Source organism: Pseudomonas sp. FP2338 (assembly GCF_030687515.1).
GTDB lineage: Bacteria > Pseudomonadota > Gammaproteobacteria > Pseudomonadales > Pseudomonadaceae > Aquipseudomonas > Aquipseudomonas salomonii.
Genome location: NZ_CP117436.1, coordinates 3,300,211 through 3,321,584, shown reverse-complemented (window position 1 = coordinate 3,321,584; position 21,374 = coordinate 3,300,211). Strand labels below are relative to the sequence as shown.

Genomic DNA, 21,374 nt, shown 5'->3' with positions numbered 1-21,374 from the left:
GGTTCAGGCCTCTCTGTGGCCGTCGAGCAAGCGCCGCAACAGCAGCGGGTTGGCGTGTTGCAGCGCAGCGGGCAACAAGCTGTCCGGGAAGTCCTGATAACACACCGGGCGCAGAAAGCGCAGGATCGCTGCGGTGCCAACCGAGGTGCTGCGTGAGTCGCTGGTGGCCGGGAACGGGCCGCCGTGGACCATGGCATCGCACACTTCCACACCGGTCGGCCAGCCGTTGACCAGCAGGCGCCCGGCCTTGCGTTCCAATACCGGCAGCAGGGCTTGGGCGCGTGCCAGGTCGGCGTCGTCCAGGTGCAGTGTGGCGGTCAATTGGCCTTCCAAATGCTCGGAAACCTGGCGCACTTCCTCGTCGCTAGCACACACCACCACCAAGGAGGCCGCGCCGAAGACTTCCGCTTGCAGATGCTCATTGCGCAAAAACGCGCTGGCCTGGGCCACAAACAGCTGTGCCTGGCCTTGATTCGGGCCTTGCGCCGCCATGCCTTTGGCAACGATTTGTGCGTGTTCGGTCAAGCTGCCGACGCCCGCTTCATAGGCCTGGAAAATACCTGGCGTCAGCATGGTCTGGGCGGCGCACGCCGGGAGCAACTCACTCGCCGTGGCGACAAAGCGCTCGAGTGCCGGGCCTGCGACCGCAATCACCAAGCCAGGGTTGGTGCAAAACTGCCCGGCACCTTGGGTCAACGAGGCGACAAAACCTTGGGCCAACGCCTCTGCACGCGTGTGCAACGCCGCAGGAAACAGATACACCGGGTTGATCGAACTCATTTCCGCATACACCGGAATCGGCTCCGGGCGCGCTTGCGCGGCCTGGGTCAGGGCGATACCGCCGCTGCGTGAGCCAGTAAACCCCACGGCTTTGATACGCGGGTCGGTGACCAATGCCATGCCGACTTCGCGACCCGAGCCATACAACAGCGAAAACACCCCGTCGGGCAAACCACAGTCCTTAACGGCCTTGGCCAGCGCACGGCCGACCAGTTCACTGGTGCCGGGATGCGCGCCATGGGCCTTGACCACCACCGGGCAGCCGGCGGCGAGCGCAGAGGCGGTATCGCCGCCCGCCACCGAGAAGGCCAAGGGGAAATTGCTCGCGCCAAACACTGCCACCGGCCCCAGCGCAATATGCCGCTGGCGCAGGTCTGCACGTGGAAATGGCTGACGCGCCGGTTGCGCGGTGTCGACGCGTACATCCAGCCATTCACCAGCGCGCACAGTGCGGGCGAATGTGCGCAATTGCGCGCAGGTGCGGCCGCGTTCGCCCTGGATCCGCGCGCGCGGCAGGCCGGTTTCGGCTGCGGCGCGTTCGATCAGTTCGTCACCAAGGGCTTCAATGTTGTCGGCAATCGCTTCTAGAAACGCTGCGCGCTCTGCCAGTGAGGTGTCGCGATAGGTGTCAAACGCAGCCCAGGCCAAGGCACAGGCTTGGTCGACGTGCTCGCCATCGCCGCCTGGGTAGGCAGGCGCCAAGGGCAGGTCGGTGGCGGGATTAATCGCCTGGATTGCTTCTCGATGGCCGAGGATTGCGTGCTGACCGATCAGCATCTTGCCCGTCAGAGTCATGGGGAGTCCTTGAAAAGTGAGGGTTGGCCGCTGTGAGAACCACAGCGGCGCGCGAGGGTGTCAGGCGACGTTCTGTTCAGCCGACCAGTTGGCGTACCACTGGCGGAACAACGCGTACTGGTGCTCGGCATAACGCTGTTGGGCGGTGCTGAGTGCGTCGGTTTCGTTGAAGTGCAGGGCGTAGCCCTGGTCGCCGTTGAGCACCATCAAGTGCTTGTAATACAGCACCAGATCGCAACCCTCGTCGAAGGACGACAGCACGGCCAGCGCGGCTTCCAGCTCTCGCGCCAGGCGCCGGGCCTTGGCGTCGCCTTTGGCGGCTTTTTTGCTCAGGGCGACCAGTTGCAGCACTTCGCGCGGCAGCGCGTTACCAATACCGGTGATGGCGCCGGTGGCGTTGCAATTGACGAAGCCGTGCACCACTTGGGTGTCGACGCCGACCATCAGGGTTACAGCATCGTCCTGGGAGGTGATGTTTTCTGCCGCGTAGCGCAGGTCGGCGCCGCCGCCGAACTCCTTGAAGCCGATCAGGTTGGGGTGCTCACGGCGCAGTTCAAAGAACAGGTCTGCGCGGGTGGCGAAGCCGTAATACGGGCTGTTGTAGATCACTGCCGGCAAGTTCGGTGCGGCCTTGAGGATCGCCGAGAAGTGCGCCTTTTGCGCGGTGGCCGAAGCGCCACGGGACAGCACGCGCGGGATTACCATCAAACCATGGGCGCCGACCTTGGCCGCGTGGGCGGCGTGGGCCACCGCTTCACGGCTGTTGACCGCGCCGGTGCCGACGATGGTCGGCACGCCAGCGGCGACCAGGCGGGCCACACCTTCCTGGCGTTCGGCTTCGGTCAGCAGCGGCCAGTCACCCATGGAGCCGCAATACACCACGGCGCTCATGCCGATATCGATCAGTTCACGGCCCTTGGCGACCAGGGCGTCGAAGTCCGGTTTGCGTTCAGGCGTGCACGGGGTCATCAGTGCAGGGATGCAACCGGTAAAGATGTTGTCGCTCATTGTTCTAACTCCAGCGTTCAGTTAAATAAGGCCCGGGCTCAGATGCCCCAGGCAAAAGGGTCCTGCTCGTCGATCAGCAACGTGCTGTCGGCGGTCATGTAGGCGCGGCCGGTGATGAAGGGGCGAATGCGTTCGCCATCCCATTCATAACGGCCTTCGAATTGGCTGCCGGTGATGCTGGCCTGCACCCAGGTGGCCCCGGGCGCGAGTTTGTCGTCAGCCGCCAGGCACGCCAGTTTGGCGCTGGTGCCGGTGCCGCACGGTGAGCGGTCGTAGGCTTTGCCGGGGCACATCACGAAGTTGCGGCTGTCGGCGTGGGCGTCGTCGGCGAACAGTTCGATATGGTCGATCAACGCACCGTCTGCACCGTGGATACCTTGGGTTTCCAGGGCCTTGAGCATCGCCCAGGTGTAGTCGGTGAGGGTGTCGACGTTGTCCATCGCCAGTCTGTGGCCGTGCTGCGACACCAGGAAAAACCAGTTGCCGCCCCAGGCGATATCGCCATGCACCACGCCATAGCCCGGCACGTCCACCGCTACCTGCTGGCGATGACGGTAGGCGGGCACGTTGCGCAAGGTCACGGCGCCGTCGTTGTGCAAGGTGGCCGCTACCGGACCCACCGGCGTGTCGATGGTATGCACGCCAGGCCCAATGCGGCCCAGGTGGTGCAAGGAGGCAACCAGGCCGATGGTGCCGTGGCCGCACATGCCCAGATAGCCGGCATTGTTGAAGAAGATCACCCCGCAGGTGGCGCCGGGCGTGACCGGCGCGCAGTACAGCGCACCGACCAGCACGTCATTGCCACGTGGCTCCAGCAGGCAGGCGCGGCGCCATTGATCGTGTTCGCTGCGCAAGGTGTGCAACTGGTCGGCAATGGTTGCGCCGGCGAGCGCAGGGAAGCCGTCCATTATCAGGCGCGTGGGTTCGCCGCCGGTGTGGGAGTCGATAACATGCAGGCGCTTCATGACAGGCTCCATCAGTGAGTGGCCGGGGACAGTGGTGCGCTGTAATGCGCATCGCTGACGGCTTCGCTTTCGTCGTCTTCGTGTTCCAGGCGCACCAGGTGTGCCGGTACGCCGGTGGCGGCGCCCCAGTAGTAGATGCCCAAGGCGCAGAGGGCGACGACCAGGGTGTCAAACGGATGGCTGATCACACCAATGCCGCCGAAACTGCCAAGCTTGGACAGCAGGATGGTCACCGCATAAAAGCCGATCAGCCAGGCCGACGAGCGCACTTGCTGCTTGAGATTCAGGTGCGCGGTGGGCACCCAGCGTGCGCACAGCAGGTACACCACAAACATCAGAATTTGCAGGCCAAGCAACCACGACACGGTGCTCCAGCCCGACCAGTAAACGATCAGCGCGGCGATGATGAACGACAGCGGGCCGAGCACCGCCATGCCTTTGACCCGGAACGGCCGCGCCATGCCCGGCGCATTGCGGCGCAGCGCGGCGACGGTGACCGGGGCCACCGCGTAGCTGAGAATCAGCGCCGCCGACACCACATTGATCAGCGCTTCCCAGGACGGAAACGGCAGGGTCCAGAACACCGACAAACCAAAGGTCAACCACAGCGCCGGACGCGGGATGCCGGACTTCTCATCAATGCGCGTAAAGATCTTGAAAAACGTGCCGGTCTGCGCCCAGCCGTACACCACACGCGGCGTGGCGTTCATGTAGATATTGCCGCAGCCGCTGGGCGAGATCACCGCATCGGCCACCACCAGGTACGCCAGCCAGCCCACGCCCAGCGCCAGGGCGATATCGCGATACGGCAGCGCCAGTTGCTTGCTGATACCCGCCCAGCCATCGGCGAGCATCTCGGTCGGCACGCCACCGAGGAACGCGGTTTGCAGCAGCACATAGATGGCGGTCGACAGCAGCACCGAGAGGATCAAGGCAATCGGAATCGTGCGTTGCGGGTTCTTTACTTCACTGGCCACCGAGATGATCGGCGTGAGGCCCAGGTAGGCAAAAATCACCCCGCCGGCCGACACTGCCATCTCGATGCCCGACAGACCGAACGGGGCAAAGCCCTGGGTCTGGAAGTTCGCGGGTTTGAAGAAGGTGAACAGCACACCAATCACCAGCAGCGGCACGATGAACTTGAATACGCTCACCAGGTTATTGGCGATGGCGAAGGTCTTGACGCTGCGGTAATTGAGCACAAAGAACAGGCACAGCAGGGCGAATTGCACCAGCCAGCCCAGGGTGGTCGGGTCGCTGGAACCGACTTTGGTCAGTTCGGGAAACCAGGCAGCGGCGTATTGGCGCGAGGCGACCACTTCGATGGCCACCAGGCTTGAAAACGCGATCAGCGTGATAAAGCCCATCAGGTAGCCCAGCAACGGGCCATGGGAGTACACCGGGTAACGCACCACGCCACCGGCGCGGGGCAGGGCGGCGCCGAGTTCGCAATACACGATGCCCAACAGCAGCACGGCGAACCCGCCGATCAACCAGGAAATAATCCCCGCCGGGCCGGCGATGGCGGACACGTGGCTGGCTGCAAATAACCAGCCCGAACCGAAGATGGCGCCTAACCCGATAAAGGTCAGGTCCATCAGTGAAAGTTGTTTCTTGAACTTGCCTTGAGCAGACATGGCGGCGCCTTCTTGTGAGTTATTGGATAGGCATGCAGTGGCGATATCCTGAACCGATCAAGGGGGGCTGCGATTGATGTTTTGCGTTGATGTGGATGACGAATTCGGCACAGTTTGAATCTGTAGATCCAGGCTTTTATGTGGGAGCTGGCTTGCCTGCGATGCGGTTGACTCGGTACATCAGGCACACTGAGTGGATGCCATCGCAGGCAAGCCAGCTCCCACAAGGTTGTGTGGATACTCAGGCTGGCATAGTGCAATCTGCCTAAAAAAACCGGAGCCTCAGGCCATGCTTCCCAGTGCATTTGCGAGCGTTCTACAGGCCAACCGCCCCAACAGCATCGAGCAACTATTGGCCGGGGTCGCGCAGTTGTTGCCCTTGCTCGACGTAATCCCCAATGCCGCGATTTTCATCAAGGATATCGACGCCCGTTACGTGCTCGCCAACCACACACTGGTGCAACGCTGCGGCCTTAAACAGCTGCATCCACTGCTGGGCAAAACCAGCGCCGAAGTGTTCCCCGCGCAATTGGGGCCGGGCTACACCGAGCAGGACCGGCGCGTGCTTGAGCAGGGTTTTGTGCTCGAAGACCAGCTTGAGCTGCACCTGTATGGCAGCCGCGAACCGGGCTGGTGCCTGACGCACAAATGGCCGCTGTACAACGACAAGGGCACGATCATCGGCCTGGCGGGTATCTCGGTGGACCTGCAATCGGCCAGCGAAACGCACCCGGCCTACCAGCGCCTGGCTGCCGTGGATGAACACATTCGCAAGCATTTCAACCGACGCGTCACCCTTGGCGAGCTGACCCGCATTGCCGGGATTTCCGTGGCGCAACTGGAGCGCTACTGCAAACGCGTATTCCACCTCACGCCCCGGCAGATGATTCAGAAGGTGCGCCTGGAGCATGCGCGTCGGCTGTTGCACACTGACCTGCCGATCACCGAGGTGGCGCTGCAATGCGGCTACACCGACCACAGCGCGTTTACCCGCCAGTTCAAGGCGTTGACCGGGTTTACGCCCAGGCAGTATCGGCAATTAGAGTAAATGCAACGAATCATGGCATCCGCTGCTCCTATGCTTACCAATAACCTTTTCACGGCAAGAGGAAACAGGCTTATGACGGCGGCGGACAACGATCATGTGAACTGGCTGGTGCAACAATCCATGCTCAATGCGGCGCGTCAGCGGGCCAGGTTGTATAGCGGGCAAGGGCGCTTGTGGCAGCAGCCGTATGCGCAGACCCGGCCGCGTGATGCCTCAGCGTTGTCGTCCGTGTGGTTCACCGCGTACCCGGCCTCGATTGTGACCCGTGAAAACGGCACGGTGCTCGAAGCCTTGGGCGACGAAAGCCTGTGGCAGGCATTGTCGAAGATCGGCATTCAGGGCATTCACAACGGCCCGCTGAAAAAGTCCGGCGGCCTGGACGGTACGCGGCATACGCCGACCATCGATGGCAATTTTGACCGCATCAGCTTCGAGATTGACCCACAGTTGGGCACCGAGGCGCAGTTGCAGGCGCTGACGCGCATGGCCGCCGCGCACAATGCGGTGATCATCGATGATGTGATCCCCTCCCACACCGGCAAGGGCGCAGACTTCCGCCTGGCCGAGATGGCGTATGAGGATTATCCGGGGCTCTACCACATGGTCGAGATCCGCGAGGAAGACTGGCCCTTGCTGCCGGATGTGGCCGAAGGGCGTGATGCGCAGAACCTCAGCCCCGCGCAGGTGGATGCGCTGCGCGACAAGCATTACATCGTCGGTCAGTTGCAGCGGGTGATCTTCTTCGAGCCCGGCGTCAAGGAAACCGACTGGAGTGCAACCCCGGTGGTCGTTGGCGTGGACGCCAAACCGCGCCGCTGGGTGTACCTGCATTACTTCAAGGAAGGCCAGCCGTCGCTGAACTGGCTGGACCCTTCGTTTGCCGCGCAGCAGATGATCATCGGCGACGCCCTGCATGCCATTGATGTGATGGGCGCCAAGATCCTGCGCCTGGACGCCAACGGCTTCCTCGGCGTGGAACGCAAGCTGGACGGCACTGCCTGGTCGGAAAGCCACCCGTTGTCGATTACCGGCAACCAGTTGCTGGGCGGGGCGATTCGCAAGGCGGGCGGGTTCAGTTTTCAGGAGTTGAACCTCACCGTCGACGATATCGCCGCCATGTCCCACGGCGGTGCCGACCTGTCCTACGACTTCATCACGCGCCCGGCGTATCAGCATGCCTTGCTGATGGGCGACACCGAATTTTTGCGCCTGATGCTGCGCGAGATGCACAGCCAGGGCATCGACCCCGGTTCCTTGATTCACGCGCTGCAAAACCACGATGAACTGACCCTGGAGCTGGTGCACTTCTGGACCCTGCACGCCCACGACAGTTACCTCTACCAAGGCCAGACCTTCCCCGGCAACAGCCTGCGCGAGCATATCCGCGAGCAGATGTACGAGCGGCTGGCCGGCGAGCATGCGCCGTATAACCTCAAGTTCGTCACCAATGGGGTTTCTTGCACCACCGCCAGCATTATCACGGCGGCCCTGGGCATCCGTGACCTGGAGGCGATCACGCCGGCCGATATCGAGCAGATTCGCCGGATCCATGTGCTGCTGGTGATGTACAACGCCATGCAGCCTGGGGTGTTTGCCCTGTCTGGCTGGGACCTGGTCGGCGCGTTGCCGTTGGCGGCCGATGCGGTTGCGCACTTGATGGGCGATGGCGACACCCGCTGGATTCATCGCGGTGCCTATGACCTGGTGGATTTGAACCCGGACGCCGAACTGTCCGCCGGCCAAATGCCAAGGGCGAAAACCCTCTACGGCAGCCTCAACAGCCAGTTGCAGGACCCGGACTCGTTCGCGTCACAGCTGCAGAAAATTCTCGCGGTGCGCAACGCCTATGGCATCGCCGCCAGCCGCCAGATTCTGGTGCCGGAGGTGGAGCATCCGGGGCTGCTGATCATGGTTCACGAGTTGCCGGCCGGGAAGGGCACGCAAATCACCGCGCTTAACTTCGGCAGTACAGCGCTGACCGAAACCCTGCACTTGCCCGACATTGCGCCGGGGCCGGTGGTGGACATTATTAACGAGCGGGTTGAGGGCGATCTGACTGCTGAGGGTGAGTTCACCATCACGTTGGACGCGTATGAGGGGTTGGCGCTGCGGGTGGTCAGCCTGTCGCCGATGCTTTAGGGGCGCGAGGCGCTGATCGCCTCGTCGATCAGCGCTGATTATGAATGTGCCGGGAGCACTCATAATATGCAAATTGAGCATTATTAAATTAATGAATATGCGCTTGATGAATTTTGTCGTTCGAGCTAGCGTAGTCTCAATGGCCACGTTTGAGCACCGGCCACTGACCTGCCGAGGGATTTCCCATGCCTTTAGTTCGAATCGACCTGGCCGCCGACACCTCCACTGAAACCGCCGCTGCGATTGGTGACGTGGTCTACGCCGCCATGACCAGCGTGGCCAACGTGCCTGAGCACGACAAATTCCAGATCATCAATCGTCACGCCAAGGATGAGTTGGTGTATCCGGCAGCAGGTTATCTGGGGATTACCTACACGCCGAACATCGTGTTTATCCAGGTAACCTGGAGCGCCGGGCGTAGCATCGCGGTGAAAAAGGCTTTTTATAAATTTATCGCCGAGGGCATCCACGCCAAGACCGGGCTGCGCAAAGAAGATGTGTGGATCAACCTGGTGGATGTGAAACGCGAGGATTGGTCGTTTGGCAACGGAGAAATGCAGTACGTGCCTGACGAGTGAGGCAGGCCCGCAAGCAGGCGGCGACTCAGTGATGAGTCGCCGTTGTTTTTATTGGGCGTTCAACGCTTGTAGAAACTGGGTGTGTTTCAGCGTTTGCGAGAACATCGGCAAGGTGAAGTTCTCGGCGGCGTGTTGTTGCTCATCACTGAAGGTGGCGGTGCAGTCGGTCAACGTCACCACGTCGTAGCCTTTCTCATAACCCGAACGAACCGTGCCTTCAACGCAGCAATTGGTCAAAAAGCCCGCGACGACCAGGTTCTGGATGCCGTTGTTGCGCAGCACCAGGTCCAGGCCGGTGGTGGCAAACGCATCCAGGCCGCGTTTGCCCTCGATCAGGATGTCAGCCGGCTCACGGCTCAGTGCCTCGCTGATTTCGGCGCCCCAGCTGCCGGCCCGAAAGGCGCTGCCGTCTGCCACACCCTTGAGAATGCCGTAGGAGCGGTGCGTCAGTTCGGGGTAGCCGTCGGCGAACTGGATCGGCATATGGATGATCTTCACCCCGAGTTTTCGGGCTTGTTCAATGGTGGTTGCAGTGTTTGCCAGCATGTCGGTGCTGTGCATGACGCCTTTGACTGCGTCGTGAAACACGCCACCCGCAGTGGTGAAGTCGTTTTGGAATTCAATCAGGACCAATGCGGTTTTCGTCGGGTTCATAGTGATGCTCCGTCAGGTGGTTTTTTCACTACAGCAGTTAGAGGTGCCAAATCCAAGGGCTGCACTCATCGTGTGGGAGCGGGCTTGCTCGCGAATGCGGTGGATCAGTCAGTGTTTACGTGTCTGACACACCGCATTCGCGAGCAAGCCCGCTCCCACATAAGAGCAGAATTGCGACTCGATGACCGCATTCATTTGGCATCGTGAAAGATGATGCCCAGCGTGTGGCGCTCTCCGCGATGCAGACGGCTCACGCCGTGACGCACGCTGACTCTGCAAAAACCACGCGCGGAACGTGCCGGGCGGCTGTTGACGGCAAAGATCAGTGCCTGGCCTTGTTCAAGGGGCACTACCTCAGCCCGTGCGGGTTTGCTGGAGCCGGAGTGGGTGAGGACGAACTCACCCCCTTCGAAGTCCACACCTGGCTGATCCAGCAGAAACACCGCCTGAAACGGAAACACCTGCTCGCCATACAAGTCCTGATGCAGACAGGTGTAGTCATCTTGCCGATAGCGCAGCATCAGCGGCGTGGGCCTGCATTGGCCGGCCCGGTGACAGATTGCCTTGAATTCCACATGGGTGTCGGGGAAGCGTTGACTCATCTTCAGCGCCGCATGCCAGCGGTTGGCGACCGGTGCGAGGTGCGCGTAAAGATGCGCGCGCAGGTTGTCGACGAGTGCCGGCAGCGGGTAGCGAAAGTACTGGTATTCACCTCGCCCGAAGGCGTAGCGCTGCATGACGATGCGGCTGCGAAAGTGGCTTTGATCGGCATAGAGCGCTGCCAGTTGCTGACAGGTTTGCCGAGTCAAGAGTCTCGGCAGCAGCGCGTAGCCGTCGTTCATCAGGGCCGCTTCGATCGTTGGCCAATCGAGGTTTTCCACGTGAGTGTTGATAAAGGCTGCTGAAGTTTCCATTGGCGATACTCGGCCGGCATGCACACGGCGCAAGGGCGATAGCCCGCTGCGATGGCGCTGGATTGGTTGAGGAAAAACACCCGGTGTTGCACATAGCCGCCATGGGCGATGGCGTGCAGCGCCGCGCGGCAATCCAGCAGGCCATAGCGTTTGCCGCGTCGATGACCAGCCAATGTGCCCGGTTCGGCGCTTGAGTAGGCTTGGCCATCACTGCCCAATAGCCGCCACATGCGCTCGTCAGTCATGCGCAGCCCCAGGGCATAAGTGAAAACTGAGCAAAAAACCGTGTCGTTCGCCGCTTCGGACCCTGCTGATCGCGTGTTTCATATTCACCCGGTAGTAACCCTTGCTGCCTTTGAACGGGCGGTAGGCAGTAGTGATTATTGCCAGATCACCTCGCTGCAACGGCACCACCATCGGCCGCGATTGCATTCTGGGCCGTTGCTCGGTGAGGATAAATTCACCGCCGGTGAAATCCTCACCGGGAGCCGACAGCACGCCGACCAGTTGAAACGGAAATACGTGCTCGCCCTCGGCGTCCTGCCCCAGCGCCTGGTGCTCGTCTTTGCGCAGGCATGTCAGTTGGGGCAGTGCGTGCTGTTGGCCGACGGCGCGGCACTGCGCGTGAAAGTCGGTGAGTTGGGGCGGGAAGCGGTAGGGCAATTGCAGGATGTCGTTCCACTGGTTGGAAACCTGAGCCAATGGCGGATAAAAGCCGTTCAGAAGGTGGGTGAAAAAGCCTGGGACCTCAAGCTCGAACATGCCGGGCAGCACGACGAAACCTTCGCGGTCGAGTTCCAGGCCGATGGTGTGCCAGTCCAGGCGTTCCAGGGTGGCGGCAAGGGGAGTCATGAAAGCCTCGGTCACTGTGCATTTGCGCCAGTGTAGGCAGGCGCCAAATCACTGAAACTCCGGTTCTTGCGACGCAATTCTCCCTGGCTGACCGAACATTGATCTCGGTCAGGTGCCCCGCCTGGCAGGCCTTTTAACCTTGTGCTTCCATCAAAGGCCAGGGACGGCTCAATGCGAGCCTGTGGCCGTGCACCTCAAGGAAGAGTCTGCCATGCGATCACTGAAGATCATCTTGTTGTCCTCTGCATTCAACGGTCTGACCCAACGGGCCTGGCTGGATTTGCGCCAGTCGGGGTTTGACCCCAGCGTGGTGCTGTTCACCGATGAAGCCTCGGTGTGCCGGCAAATCGAGGCATCGGACGCCGACCTGGTGATCTGCCCGTTCCTCAAGGACCGTGTGCCGCAGCAGCTGTGGAGCAACCTCGACCGCCCGGTGGTGATCATTCATCCGGGTATTGTCGGTGACCGTGGCGCCAGCGCGCTGGACTGGGCCATCACCCAGCAGGCCCGTCGCTGGGGCGTCACCGCATTGCAGGCGGTGGAGGAGATGGACGCAGGGCCGGTCTGGTCGACCTGTGAGTTCGACATGCCCGCCGAGGTGCGAAAGTCCGAGTTGTACAACGGCCTGGTGAGTGACGCTGCGATCACCTGTATTCGCGACGTGGTGGAAAAATTCACCCGTGGTGTGCTCCCTGCGCCACTGGATTACACGCAGCCCAACGTTATCGGGCGCTTGCAGCCGAACATGAAGCAGGTAGACCGTGCTTTCAGCTGGCACGACTGCGCGCGCTTCATCAAACGCAGCATCGACGCCGCCGACGGCCAGCCGGGTGTGTTGGCCAGCATCCAAGGCGAGCAGTATTACTTGTACGACGCGCACCTGGATGCACGCCGGGGCCTGCCGGGTGAAATGCTTGCGGTACAGGATGATGCGGTATTGGTCGCGGCGGGCGATCAGAGCGTGTGGGTCGGCTCACTTAAACGCAAGGCCCAGCCAGGCGAGGAAACCTTCAAGTTGCCGGCCCGTCACGTGTTGGCCGGGCGCCTGGCACGTGTGCCCGTGCTGGACAGCTCAATTGCCCACCAAGCCTTCAATGAGCAGGCCTATCAACCGATTCGCTACCGTGAACGCGGCGATGTCGGCGAATTGACCTTCGAGTTCTACAACGGCGCCATGAGCACCGAACAATGCCAGCGGCTGGTCGCTGCACTGCGCTGGGCCAAGGCGCGTAGCACCCAGGTGCTGCTGATCAAAGGCGGGCGCGGCAGCTTTTCCAATGGCGTGCACCTCAACGTCATCCAGGCCGCCCCCGTGCCGGGGCTGGAGGCTTGGGCAAATATCCAGGCGATCGATGATGTGTGCCAGGAGCTGCTGACGGCCCGCCAACTGGTGGTCAGCGGCCTGACCGGCAGCGCTGGCGCCGGCGGTGTAATGCTGGCTCTGGCGGCCGATATCGTCTTCGCCCGTGCCGGCGTAGTGCTCAACCCGCATTACAAGAGCATGGGCCTGTATGGCTCCGAATATTGGACTTACAGCCTGCCGCGTACGGTGGGCAGTGAAATTGCCCATAAGCTCACTGAAGAGTGCCTGCCGATCAGCGCCATTCAGGCACAGCAGTGGGGCATGGTGCAGGACATTGGGCCACGTTGCCCGAGTGCGTTCAGTGAATGGTTACTGCAAGCGGCCCAAGGCGCGCTGAGCGATGAGAAATACGCCGCGCAACGCATGCGCAAAGCCACTATCGACCTTGAGCCAATGGATCGCTGCCGCCAAAACGAGTTGGCCCAGATGGAACTGGACATGGTGCACAACCGCCAGCAGTTTGCCGAGAAGTGCCGCAACTTTGTGTTCAAGCGTAAAGCCTGCCAGACGCCGCAACGGTTGATTGCGCCGTGGGCGTTGGCGCGTAAGGGCGAACTGGTCGACTGAGCGGTACTGCGGTTTTAGTCCCAGTCCTATTTGTTTCTGTTTTGGCGCTGATAAGCTTTTTTCCTGAAACAATCTCGGGAAATTTTTGTCATGATCCAAAATGCCGTCGTGCCCAACGAGTTCAGCGCGCTACGTGTCGTCACGTTGGCATCCGATGCTGCCTGTGCGCATCGGCTCGCCTTCGCCTTGAGCAGCATGGGGGTAACTCCGATTGCCAATATTGGCACCTTGAGCGCCGTTGAGGCTTGGCTGCGCGAGTCCCCGATCGACGTCATTGTCTGCGAAATTCGCCCAGAGTGCGGTGATGGGCTGATGTTGCCGAGCCTGCTCAGGGGGCTGCACGAAGCAGGCACACTGGCCCGGTTGCCCTGCATCTTCTGGACCGGAGAGACGGCCTTGGACGCGCCCGCGGGCGAGGTCGACGTGACCCGTAAAACGCCTGCAAGCCCGCTCTGGATCAAGTACATGGGCGGGGTTGCGGTCAGTGCGCTGGAGTCCCATGCGCGGTTGGCGCGAACGGCGGGGATCTCCGTGCAAATCCTGCGCGAAGGCGCAACCCTGGCGCTGGGCGACGCCTTGCGCGCGGTCGTGCTGACGCGCGCGCAGCCGGATGCAAGGCTGAATATGAACACTTTTGATGACTTGGCCGAAGATGAGGTGATCAACGCGCTGACCACAGGCGAGGGCTTGCGTTTTGTGTTCCAACCGCAATTTGAGCTGCTGAGCCGGCGTATCGTGGGGGCCGAAGCGCTGGTGCGTTGGAAGCATCCACGATTTGGGGAAATCCCCCCTTCGGTATTGATGCCCTTGGTCAACCGCTTGGGCCTGGACCTGCTGCTGTTCAGCCTGGTGGAGATGTGGACGATCAAGGCCATGCTCGCGCTCAAACGCGAACATATCGGGATTCCCATTGCTGTGAACGCGTCGGCTAAAACCATTTGCACCCCCGATTTCTCCGAGCGCCTGGCCGCGCGGATGCGCCAGGCCGGCCTGCCGAACCGGCTGCTGAAAATCGAGCTTACTGAAGATGTACCCGAACCGGATGAGCTCTACCTATCCGCTTCGTTGACGGCGATTCGGGCCAAGGGGTTCCAGGTATCGATGGACGACTTCGGCACGGGCGCTGCTACGTTGAACCTGTTGGCGAACCTGTCGTTTGATGAGATGAAAATTGACGGATCGTTTGTGCGGGGGGTTGAACAGCACTCGTCTTCACGCAAAGTCATTGCCGGCATTGTCAATTGGGCGCGACTGCTCAGTTTGAATTTGGTGGCTGAGGGCATCGAAGACGAGTCGACGATTGCGTTGCTCTATCGTTTGGGTTGCCGAGTGGGGCAGGGTTACGCGTTGGCTCGCCCAATGGAAATGGACGATTTCTTGAACTTTGTTATTCAGCGGGAAAATAGTGCTGGTGCTGGGCGCTTTTAGGAGTGATCTGATACCCGAATGAGTGCCTGTGCATTAACTTTCGCATCCGCTCACTGTTTGAAAACTAGCGGTCACTGAGTGGGTTTGGCTGTTGTTATGTGTGTTATGTGCGATTGTTCAATATCACGGATGCCGTTGATTTTATAGGTTCGTCTGCGATGACGAGAACTTACTAAAGATGAGAATGTTGCAGGCCTCATCCTTTTGCTCGTTATAAAGAGTGCCTTCCACGTTATGAAATGCTTAAGAATCGCTTTGCTCGATGATCATGCAATCGTGCGGCACGGGTTAATCAATCGATTGCAGCAGGAACCTGATTTTGAAGTGGTGGGTGTCTACGCCCGCAGCCGTGAAGCGATGGCTGGGCTCGCGTTGCTGCCCGCCGATGTGCTGTTGCTGGATTTCGTGCTCGGGCCCAGTGAACTGGACGGCATCTTGTTGATTCGTGCGTTGCGAGTGAAGTACCCGCAATGCCGCATTCTGATGTTCTCCACGCATCACGATGCCGCCACTGTGATCCTGGCCCTGCGTGTCGGCGCGCGCGGGTTTCTTGGCAAAGGTGAAGATATCAACCAGTTGATCAGTGCGGTTCGGTTGGTGGCATCCGGGGAGGTCTACCTGAGCCCGGACATGGCCTACCGGGTAGCCGAAGCGACGGCGGTAAACCATATCGGTGACGAGCAGAACCGCGATGAAGCCTTGCGTTTTGTCAGCCTTTCCGCGCGTGAACAGGACGTGATTCGGTGTTACTTGACGGGTATGACCATTACCGATATCGCCGAAAAATTCAATCGCAGCATCAAGACCATCAGCTCACAAAAAGCCTCGGCGTTTCGCAAGTTGGGCGTGGTATCGAACAATGAGTTGTTCAGGATCAAACACATTATTGATGGTATTTGATCCTGGTTTCCGACACCCAGCAACGAGCGGGGTGTGATTTACCGATCCTTGCTTATACTCAAAGACGGGTTGAACGTTGTAGCGGTGGGGTATCCCAGTATTCCGACAGCGTTGTGCCGAGTGGGTCGATCACGATGAAACCAATACGTATTGCTTTGCTGGATGATCATGCAGTTGTTCGACACGGGCTAGCCGCCACGTTGGCGGCCGAGGCGAACTTTGAAGTGGTTGGCATTTATGCGCGCAGCCGCGACCTGATCGCCGGCCTCGCCTCGGCGCCAGCAGACCTGCTGCTGCTGGACTTCTCCCTGAACCCTGACGAGCTGGACGGGGTCTCACTGATCCGCGCCTTGCGGGTCAAATTTCCCAGCTGTCATATCCTTGTTTTGTCCACGCATCACGACCCGGCGACGGTCAGCCTGGCCATGCGTGTCGGTGCCCGTGGCTTTGTCGGCAAGGGTGAAGAAATGGCGCAATTGGTCAAGGCCATCCGCAAGGTGGCGGCGGGTGCGGTGTACCTGAGTACCGACATGACCTACCGCCTGGCGGAGACGGTGACCAGCGATACTGGCCAAGGCCGTGGCGATGCGCCTGACGCGTTGGTCCAGGCGGAGTTGACCAGCCGTGAGCAGGAAGTCATTCGCTGTTACCTGGCGGGCATGACGGTGAGTGAGATTGCCGAGAAATTCAATCGCAGCATCAAAACCATCAGCACCCAGAAAACCGCAGCGTTTCGCAAGCTTGGGGTCACCTCGAACAACGAGCTGTTCAAGCTGAATAAACTCATCGGCACGCCATGACAATCGGGTTGTGGAGGGCAGTGCTATTGGCGCTGATTGTGCTGGGCTCGCCGCTGGTCTGTGCGGCTGCCGTCGCGCTGAGCGACGAGCAACTGCAGTGGATAGCACTGCACCCGGTGTTGCGCGTCGGGGTGGTGGAGGGCTTGATTCCGTTCGAGTACATGAACGGTGGAGAACTGCGCGGGCGGTCCATGCAGTATTTGCAGTTTGTGACGGCCGCTACGGGCCTTCGTTTCAGCTACGTGCCCGGAAATACAATGGCCGCACGCGAAAACATGCTGCTGGCAGGTCAGGTCGACCTGCTGTCCTCATACTTGCGCTTTCGCTCTGAGCCTGCGACCCAGGGCATTGTTGCGCTGGTTTACCACACCACCTCGCCGATCATCGTCACGCGTGTCGACAGCCCGGGCATCTTCGACCTTGAACAACTGCAGGGCAAAAACGTGATGGTTCCCGATGTGGAATATTACGAGACGATATTCCGGGACAAGGCGACCAAGTCCCATCTGATCAGAAGCACCTCGGCCCTGCAGATGCTGACCATGGTGAAGGAGGGCAAGGCCGATGCGGTAGTGGCCTCGGAAACTTTTTTAATGCCTTACCTGTATCGACAATTCCAGGGCGTGCTGGAAGTTTCCGGCGTGGTCGGCAGCCAGATGCTGGATGTGAGCATGGCCGTGCGCGCTGATGACCTCATGTTGCGCTCCATACTTGAAAAGGTACTGGGCTCCATAACGGCGGAGCAGCGCAATGATATCTATGAGAATTGGTATCACGACCTGGAAGTGGACGTGCCGTCCCTGTCAAACATCGTCAATCATTATGCGCATGTGTTCATCCTCGGCGTGTTGGCGTTGGCCAGCTTGTGCGCGCAGGTCTATCGCGGTCATCGGTTGCGCCGGCGGGCGTTGCGCAATGAACAAGAAAAATCCATGTTCCTGGCGGTCATGAACCATCAAATACGTTCGCCCATGAACGCAGTGCTGGCGGCGATGGAGTTACTGGGGCACACACGGCTCAATCAGCAACAACGCCACTTTGCCCAGCTGGCAAATAGTGGTGCCGACGCGATGCTGCATTTGCTGGACGATGTCCTTGAAACCTCCGGGTCGCAGGTCAAGCCGAAACGCCTGAAGGTCGAGTCGACCGATGTGACAGCGTTGGTGCAGGCAGTCGTCGGGCTGCATCGCCTGCGGGCCAGGGAAAAACGCCTGGAGCTCAATGCGCATATCCAAGAGGCGTTGCCCCTGTTGATGCTCGACAGTGCGCGCCTGACGCAAATCCTGCATAACCTGCTCTCGAATGCGATCAAGTTTACCGATGCGGGCAGTATTGATATCGACGTGCGCCAGATTGGCCTGGACGCGAGCAACGGCCGCTTGCAGATCGAGGTCCGCGACACCGGCATCGGCATATCGGCGGCGGTGCAGGCGTCGTTGTTTCGACCCTACGCGCAGCATAGCCAGTCATACAAACGCGCGGGCGGCTCAGGCTTGGGGCTGGTGATCTGCCAGCAGTTGGTCAACTTGATGCACGGGACGTTGACGCTCAAGAGCGCGCCGGGCGCGGGCACCACGGTGACGATCTGCTTGCCCGTGATAAACGCCCCGCAACCCCTTGCATCGCAACCGGCAGAGGCGCCATTAACGGCAAACGCTGGCAAAGCATTGCAGATCCTTGTGGTGGAGGACACCCGGGCGAACCAGCAGGTGTTGGGCGCGCAAATCAACAGCTTCGGCAGCCTGCCGGTGATAGCCGGCGATGCCGCCCAAGCCCGCGCCTTGTTTGTGCACACCCGTTACGACCTGGTCCTGATGGACTGTGATCTGCCGGACCAGGATGGCTACAGCCTGACCCGCGAACTGCGCGGATTCGAACAGCAAGTGGACCGACTGCGTTGCCCGATCATTGCCATCTCTGCCTTGACCGGTGAGCAACATCTTCAGCGCTGCCTGGTGGCGGGAATGGACGCGGTGTTGAGCAAGCCTATTCGCCTGGGGCCATTGCGCGAGGTGATTGAGCGTTGGTGCGACGTCACACTGGCAGACCCTCGGTTAAACCTGATGGCCCCTGTGCTGGACCAGGCCGGGATCAATCGCGAAGTGGCCGCTGACCTGGGCAGCCTGACCAAGGCGCTTGCGCTGTGTGATCGCTCCTCCGCTCTGCACGTGACCCACCGTTTGCACGGCGCAGCGCTGATCATGGAATGGTCGGCGATGGGTCAGGCTGCCGAAAACCTGCAGAACCTGCTGCGCGCGCAGTCGGGATGGGATGACCCGGCGTATGCGCAGGCTTTGCGGTTGCTGCTCCAGCAATGGCGTGACCTGGGCGGCGATCGGCAGGTTGATGCACTGCCTGCCACTCGTTCGTACCGGATGCTGCCTTGATGTGGCGCTCGTTGGCGGTGTTGGCGCTGATGGGCCAGATTGGCCTGTGTGTTGCGCAGGCCAACGCGCCGGCGTTGGCGTTGACACCACAGGAACTCGATTGGATTGCAGCCCACCCGGTATTGCGTGTGGGGGTGTTCGATAACCTGTTGCCCTTTGAGTACATCAGCGGTGGCGAACTGCGAGGGCTGTCGGCCAAGTACCTGGACTTGATCGCACGGCGTACGGGGCTGCGTTTCAAGTCTGTGCCGACCACCTCACGCAGTGCGCGCAAAGACATGCTGCTCAGTGGCGAGGTGGATATCTTGTCCACCCGGCGCCGGTCTGACGACCCTGCTGAAGATCGCGGCGTCCTCTATACCGCGCCTTACAACAACAGCTCGACCATCCTTATCAGCCGTTTTGACGATCAGCCGTTTGCCGAACTGGGCCAGCTCGCCGGCAAACGCCTGGTGATGCTGGGGCGTGAAGGCTATTCGGCGTTTTTGCGTGAGCGGGTGCCGGGCATCACGATCATTTCGGCCCAGAACGCGATCGACATGATGGCAATGGTTAAGGACGGCGATGCGGACGCCGCCATTGCTTCGGAGTGGTTGCTGATCCCGTATCTGTCTCGCCAGTACCAGGGCGTGCTGCAGGTTTCCGGTGTGGTGCCCGAACAGCGTACCGGGGTAAGCATGGCGGTGCGCGACAACGACGTGATTTTGCTATCGATTCTGCAGAAGGTACTGGGGTCCATCTCGGGCGATGAGCGCCAGGCGATCTACGATGCCTGGTTCGCGGACATGAACCTCGATATCCCGCCCATCAAGGCCATCCTTGATCACTACAAAAGTGAGTTGTGGTTGCTGCTCAGCAGCGTGCTGATACTCATCACGCTGGTGTGGCAAAGCCGCGTGCAACGCCGGCGCGCCATCCATAACGAACGGGAGAAGGCGATGTTCCTGGCGGTTATGAGCCACGAAGTCCGTTCGCCCATGAACGCGATACTGGCCGCTGTTGAGTTGCTGGAGCACACCGCACTTGACGAACAGCAACATCACTTTGCGGCCCTTGCGAACAACGGCGCCAATACCCTGTTGCGGTTGGTGGACGATGTGCTGGATATCTCCAGGATGGAGGCCGGGCAATTGACGCTGAATGTGGAGGCTGTGGACCTGGGCGCGCTGGTCCAGCGCGTGGTGGACAGCCAGCGCGCGTCTGCCGAGGCAAAAGGCCTTGAACTGACGGTAACGGGTGAGCACCTGCACGCCCCGTTATTGCTGGATGAACTGCGCGTGGCGCAGGTCTTGCGCAATCTGATCGTCAATGCCATCAAGTTCTCCGACAGGGGCCATGTAGAGATTCGGCTTCAGGTGCTTGAGGGCGATCACCACCTGATGATTGAGGTCATCGACAATGGGATCGGGTTGTCCGACCAGGCACACGCCTCATTGCTGAGTTCACCCGCGCGTGCCAGGGGCAGTAACGGGCTGGGGTTGGTGATCTGCCAGCGGTTAGTGCAGTTGATGGGGGGCGAGTTGACGCTCAGCAGCCTCCAGGGCAAAGGCACCCGCGTGGGTGTGAGGTTACCGGTTCAATGGGCTGCGCCGCTTGATTCACCTGCACAGGTGATGCCTTCGCGCGACGAACCTGTGGGCTTGAGGGTGTTGGTGGTGGGGGGCACCAATGTCGACCAGCAAGGGCTGGTGATGCAGCTGCGCGCGTTAGGTTGCCATCCCGTACCGATGGACGATGCCAACCAGGGTTTAAGGTTTTTCAATGCACACAAGGTTGATTTGATACTTATCGACTGCGACCTGCCAGCAGGCGCTGGCTATAAACTGGCCGGTGAATTCAGGCAGGTGCAGAGCCAGCGACAGCGTACACACTGCCCGATCATCGCGGTCTCACAGCTTACCGGCAATGACATGCTGGAATGCTGCTTTGAAGCGGGTATGGATGGCGCGCTGAGCAAACCCATTGGCGAGGGCCTTCTACGCGAAACTATTGAACTGTGGTGCGAGGTCAACTTGCTGCAACCCTCATCGGCGCCGAGTACTTCCGGGCCTGAAATACTGCGCAAACAGCTTGGCGGCTTGCTTGAGGCGGCAGCCCTGCGTGATCGCAGCCTGGCGTTGCTCGCCGCGCATAACCTGCAGGCTGCCGCGCTAGTCGCGGGGTGGATAGACATCGCGACCACGGCTGACCTGATCGATGCGGCCTTGCAGGATAAAACAGCCTGGCCAACTGTCGTTATTGCCGGTCATCTCAGCCGTATGGTTGAACAGTGGGCAGCATTAAGCGCTTGAGTGTTGCCCTTGAGTTGTTGGGGTGACGGCGTTGTTTTTAGGAGTACTCCTATTGACCATAAAGTTGTCTGCAGAATAAAAACCCTCCTCGGTAGATTGATTTTTTTTGCGCGGCCATCGCCAAGTTAATTAATTAAAATCTGCAGGGCTTAGTTGCTTTTTCGGAGCAGTCCTATTTGGACAGTTCGGTGACTTCCTTACACTTAACTCCGCAACAACACAGCAGTTCTCCTGCAACAGGGAACTCACTCTCTACTCAGCATCTTGC

The 21,374-nt window shown here is 60.3% G+C and carries 17 protein-coding genes; 9 read left to right on the top strand and 8 right to left on the bottom strand.

What is annotated here, in order from left to right; translation table 11 throughout:
• Nucleotides 1-3: 3 nt before the first annotated feature.
• From PSH96_RS14980 to PSH96_RS14965, 4 genes are read right to left on the bottom strand one after another with little or no spacing between them, the layout of a single operon-like run.
• Nucleotides 4-1,575: an aldehyde dehydrogenase (NADP(+)) gene (locus tag PSH96_RS14980; protein WP_305453623.1), complete on the bottom strand. Its 1,572-nt coding sequence runs from the start codon at nt 1,573-1,575 to the stop codon at nt 4-6.
• Nucleotides 1,576-1,635: 60 nt separating this feature from the next.
• On the bottom strand, nt 1,636-2,583 hold the full coding sequence (locus PSH96_RS14975; RefSeq protein WP_058420398.1) for a dihydrodipicolinate synthase family protein: 948 nt from the start codon (nt 2,581-2,583) through the stop codon (nt 1,636-1,638).
• A 38-nt stretch (nt 2,584-2,621) separates the two neighbouring features.
• On the bottom strand, nt 2,622-3,548 hold the full coding sequence (locus PSH96_RS14970) for a 4-hydroxyproline epimerase (RefSeq protein WP_305453622.1): 927 nt from the start codon (nt 3,546-3,548) through the stop codon (nt 2,622-2,624).
• 11 nt (nt 3,549-3,559) lie between these two features.
• A complete protein-coding gene (locus tag PSH96_RS14965) occupies nt 3,560-5,185 on the bottom strand; it encodes an APC family permease (RefSeq protein ID WP_305453621.1) in 1,626 nt (541 codons plus the stop codon).
• 289 nt (nt 5,186-5,474) lie between these two features.
• On the opposite strand from PSH96_RS14965, the gene PSH96_RS14960 reads away from it, so the two are divergent.
• The 3 genes from PSH96_RS14960 (at nt 5,475) to PSH96_RS14950 (ending at nt 8,950) form a co-directional block, all read left to right on the top strand.
• Entirely contained in the window at nt 5,475-6,233 is a 759-nt protein-coding gene (locus PSH96_RS14960) for an AraC family transcriptional regulator (protein ID WP_305453620.1), read from the top strand.
• 72 nt (nt 6,234-6,305) lie between these two features.
• Entirely contained in the window at nt 6,306-8,372 is a 2,067-nt protein-coding gene (gene treS, locus PSH96_RS14955) for a maltose alpha-D-glucosyltransferase (protein ID WP_305453619.1), read from the top strand.
• A 185-nt stretch (nt 8,373-8,557) separates the two neighbouring features.
• Entirely contained in the window at nt 8,558-8,950 is a 393-nt protein-coding gene (locus tag PSH96_RS14950; protein ID WP_305453618.1) for a tautomerase family protein, read from the top strand.
• Nucleotides 8,951-8,998: 48 nt separating this feature from the next.
• Here PSH96_RS14950 and PSH96_RS14945 read toward each other — a convergent pair whose 3' ends face one another.
• The 4 genes from PSH96_RS14945 to PSH96_RS14930 all read right to left on the bottom strand — a co-directional run bounded on the left by PSH96_RS14945 (nt 8,999) and on the right by PSH96_RS14930 (nt 11,370).
• Nucleotides 8,999-9,604, bottom strand: a complete 606-nt coding sequence (locus PSH96_RS14945; RefSeq protein WP_305453616.1) for a cysteine hydrolase family protein — start codon at nt 9,602-9,604, stop codon at nt 8,999-9,001.
• A gap of 191 nt (nt 9,605-9,795) precedes the next feature.
• Nucleotides 9,796-10,518, bottom strand: a complete 723-nt coding sequence (locus PSH96_RS14940; protein ID WP_305453614.1) for a 2OG-Fe(II) oxygenase — start codon at nt 10,516-10,518, stop codon at nt 9,796-9,798.
• Nucleotides 10,446-10,763, bottom strand: coding sequence for a metal-binding protein (locus PSH96_RS14935; protein WP_305453613.1), 318 nt, complete (start codon nt 10,761-10,763; stop codon nt 10,446-10,448). Before PSH96_RS14935 ends, PSH96_RS14940 begins: the two co-directional genes overlap by 73 nt.
• Nucleotides 10,756-11,370: a 2OG-Fe(II) oxygenase gene (locus PSH96_RS14930; RefSeq protein ID WP_305453612.1), complete on the bottom strand. Its 615-nt coding sequence runs from the start codon at nt 11,368-11,370 to the stop codon at nt 10,756-10,758. Before PSH96_RS14930 ends, PSH96_RS14935 begins: the two co-directional genes overlap by 8 nt.
• 211 nt (nt 11,371-11,581) lie before the next feature.
• Between PSH96_RS14930 and PSH96_RS14925 the strand changes: the two genes are divergently transcribed.
• The 6 genes from PSH96_RS14925 to PSH96_RS14900 all read left to right on the top strand — a co-directional run bounded on the left by PSH96_RS14925 (nt 11,582) and on the right by PSH96_RS14900 (nt 21,106).
• Entirely contained in the window at nt 11,582-13,300 is a 1,719-nt protein-coding gene (locus PSH96_RS14925; protein ID WP_305453611.1) for a hydrogenase maturation protein, read from the top strand.
• Between the two features lie 90 nt (nt 13,301-13,390).
• Nucleotides 13,391-14,728: an EAL domain-containing protein gene (locus tag PSH96_RS14920; protein WP_305453610.1), complete on the top strand. Its 1,338-nt coding sequence runs from the start codon at nt 13,391-13,393 to the stop codon at nt 14,726-14,728.
• Between the two features lie 234 nt (nt 14,729-14,962).
• Nucleotides 14,963-15,628 carry a response regulator transcription factor gene (locus PSH96_RS14915; RefSeq protein ID WP_170037525.1) on the top strand — a complete coding sequence of 222 codons (666 nt, stop codon included), beginning with the start codon at nt 14,963-14,965 and terminating at the stop codon, nt 15,626-15,628.
• Between the two features lie 134 nt (nt 15,629-15,762).
• Complete coding sequence (locus PSH96_RS14910; protein ID WP_017138859.1) at nt 15,763-16,428, top strand: response regulator transcription factor; 666 nt, start codon at nt 15,763-15,765, stop codon at nt 16,426-16,428.
• 26 nt (nt 16,429-16,454) lie between these two features.
• Nucleotides 16,455-18,815, top strand: coding sequence for an ATP-binding protein (locus tag PSH96_RS14905; protein WP_305453609.1), 2,361 nt, complete (start codon nt 16,455-16,457; stop codon nt 18,813-18,815).
• Nucleotides 18,815-21,106, top strand: coding sequence for a transporter substrate-binding domain-containing protein (locus tag PSH96_RS14900; protein WP_305453607.1), 2,292 nt, complete (start codon nt 18,815-18,817; stop codon nt 21,104-21,106). Before PSH96_RS14905 ends, PSH96_RS14900 begins: the two co-directional genes overlap by 1 nt.
• The last annotated feature ends 268 nt before the right edge of the window (nt 21,107-21,374 follow it).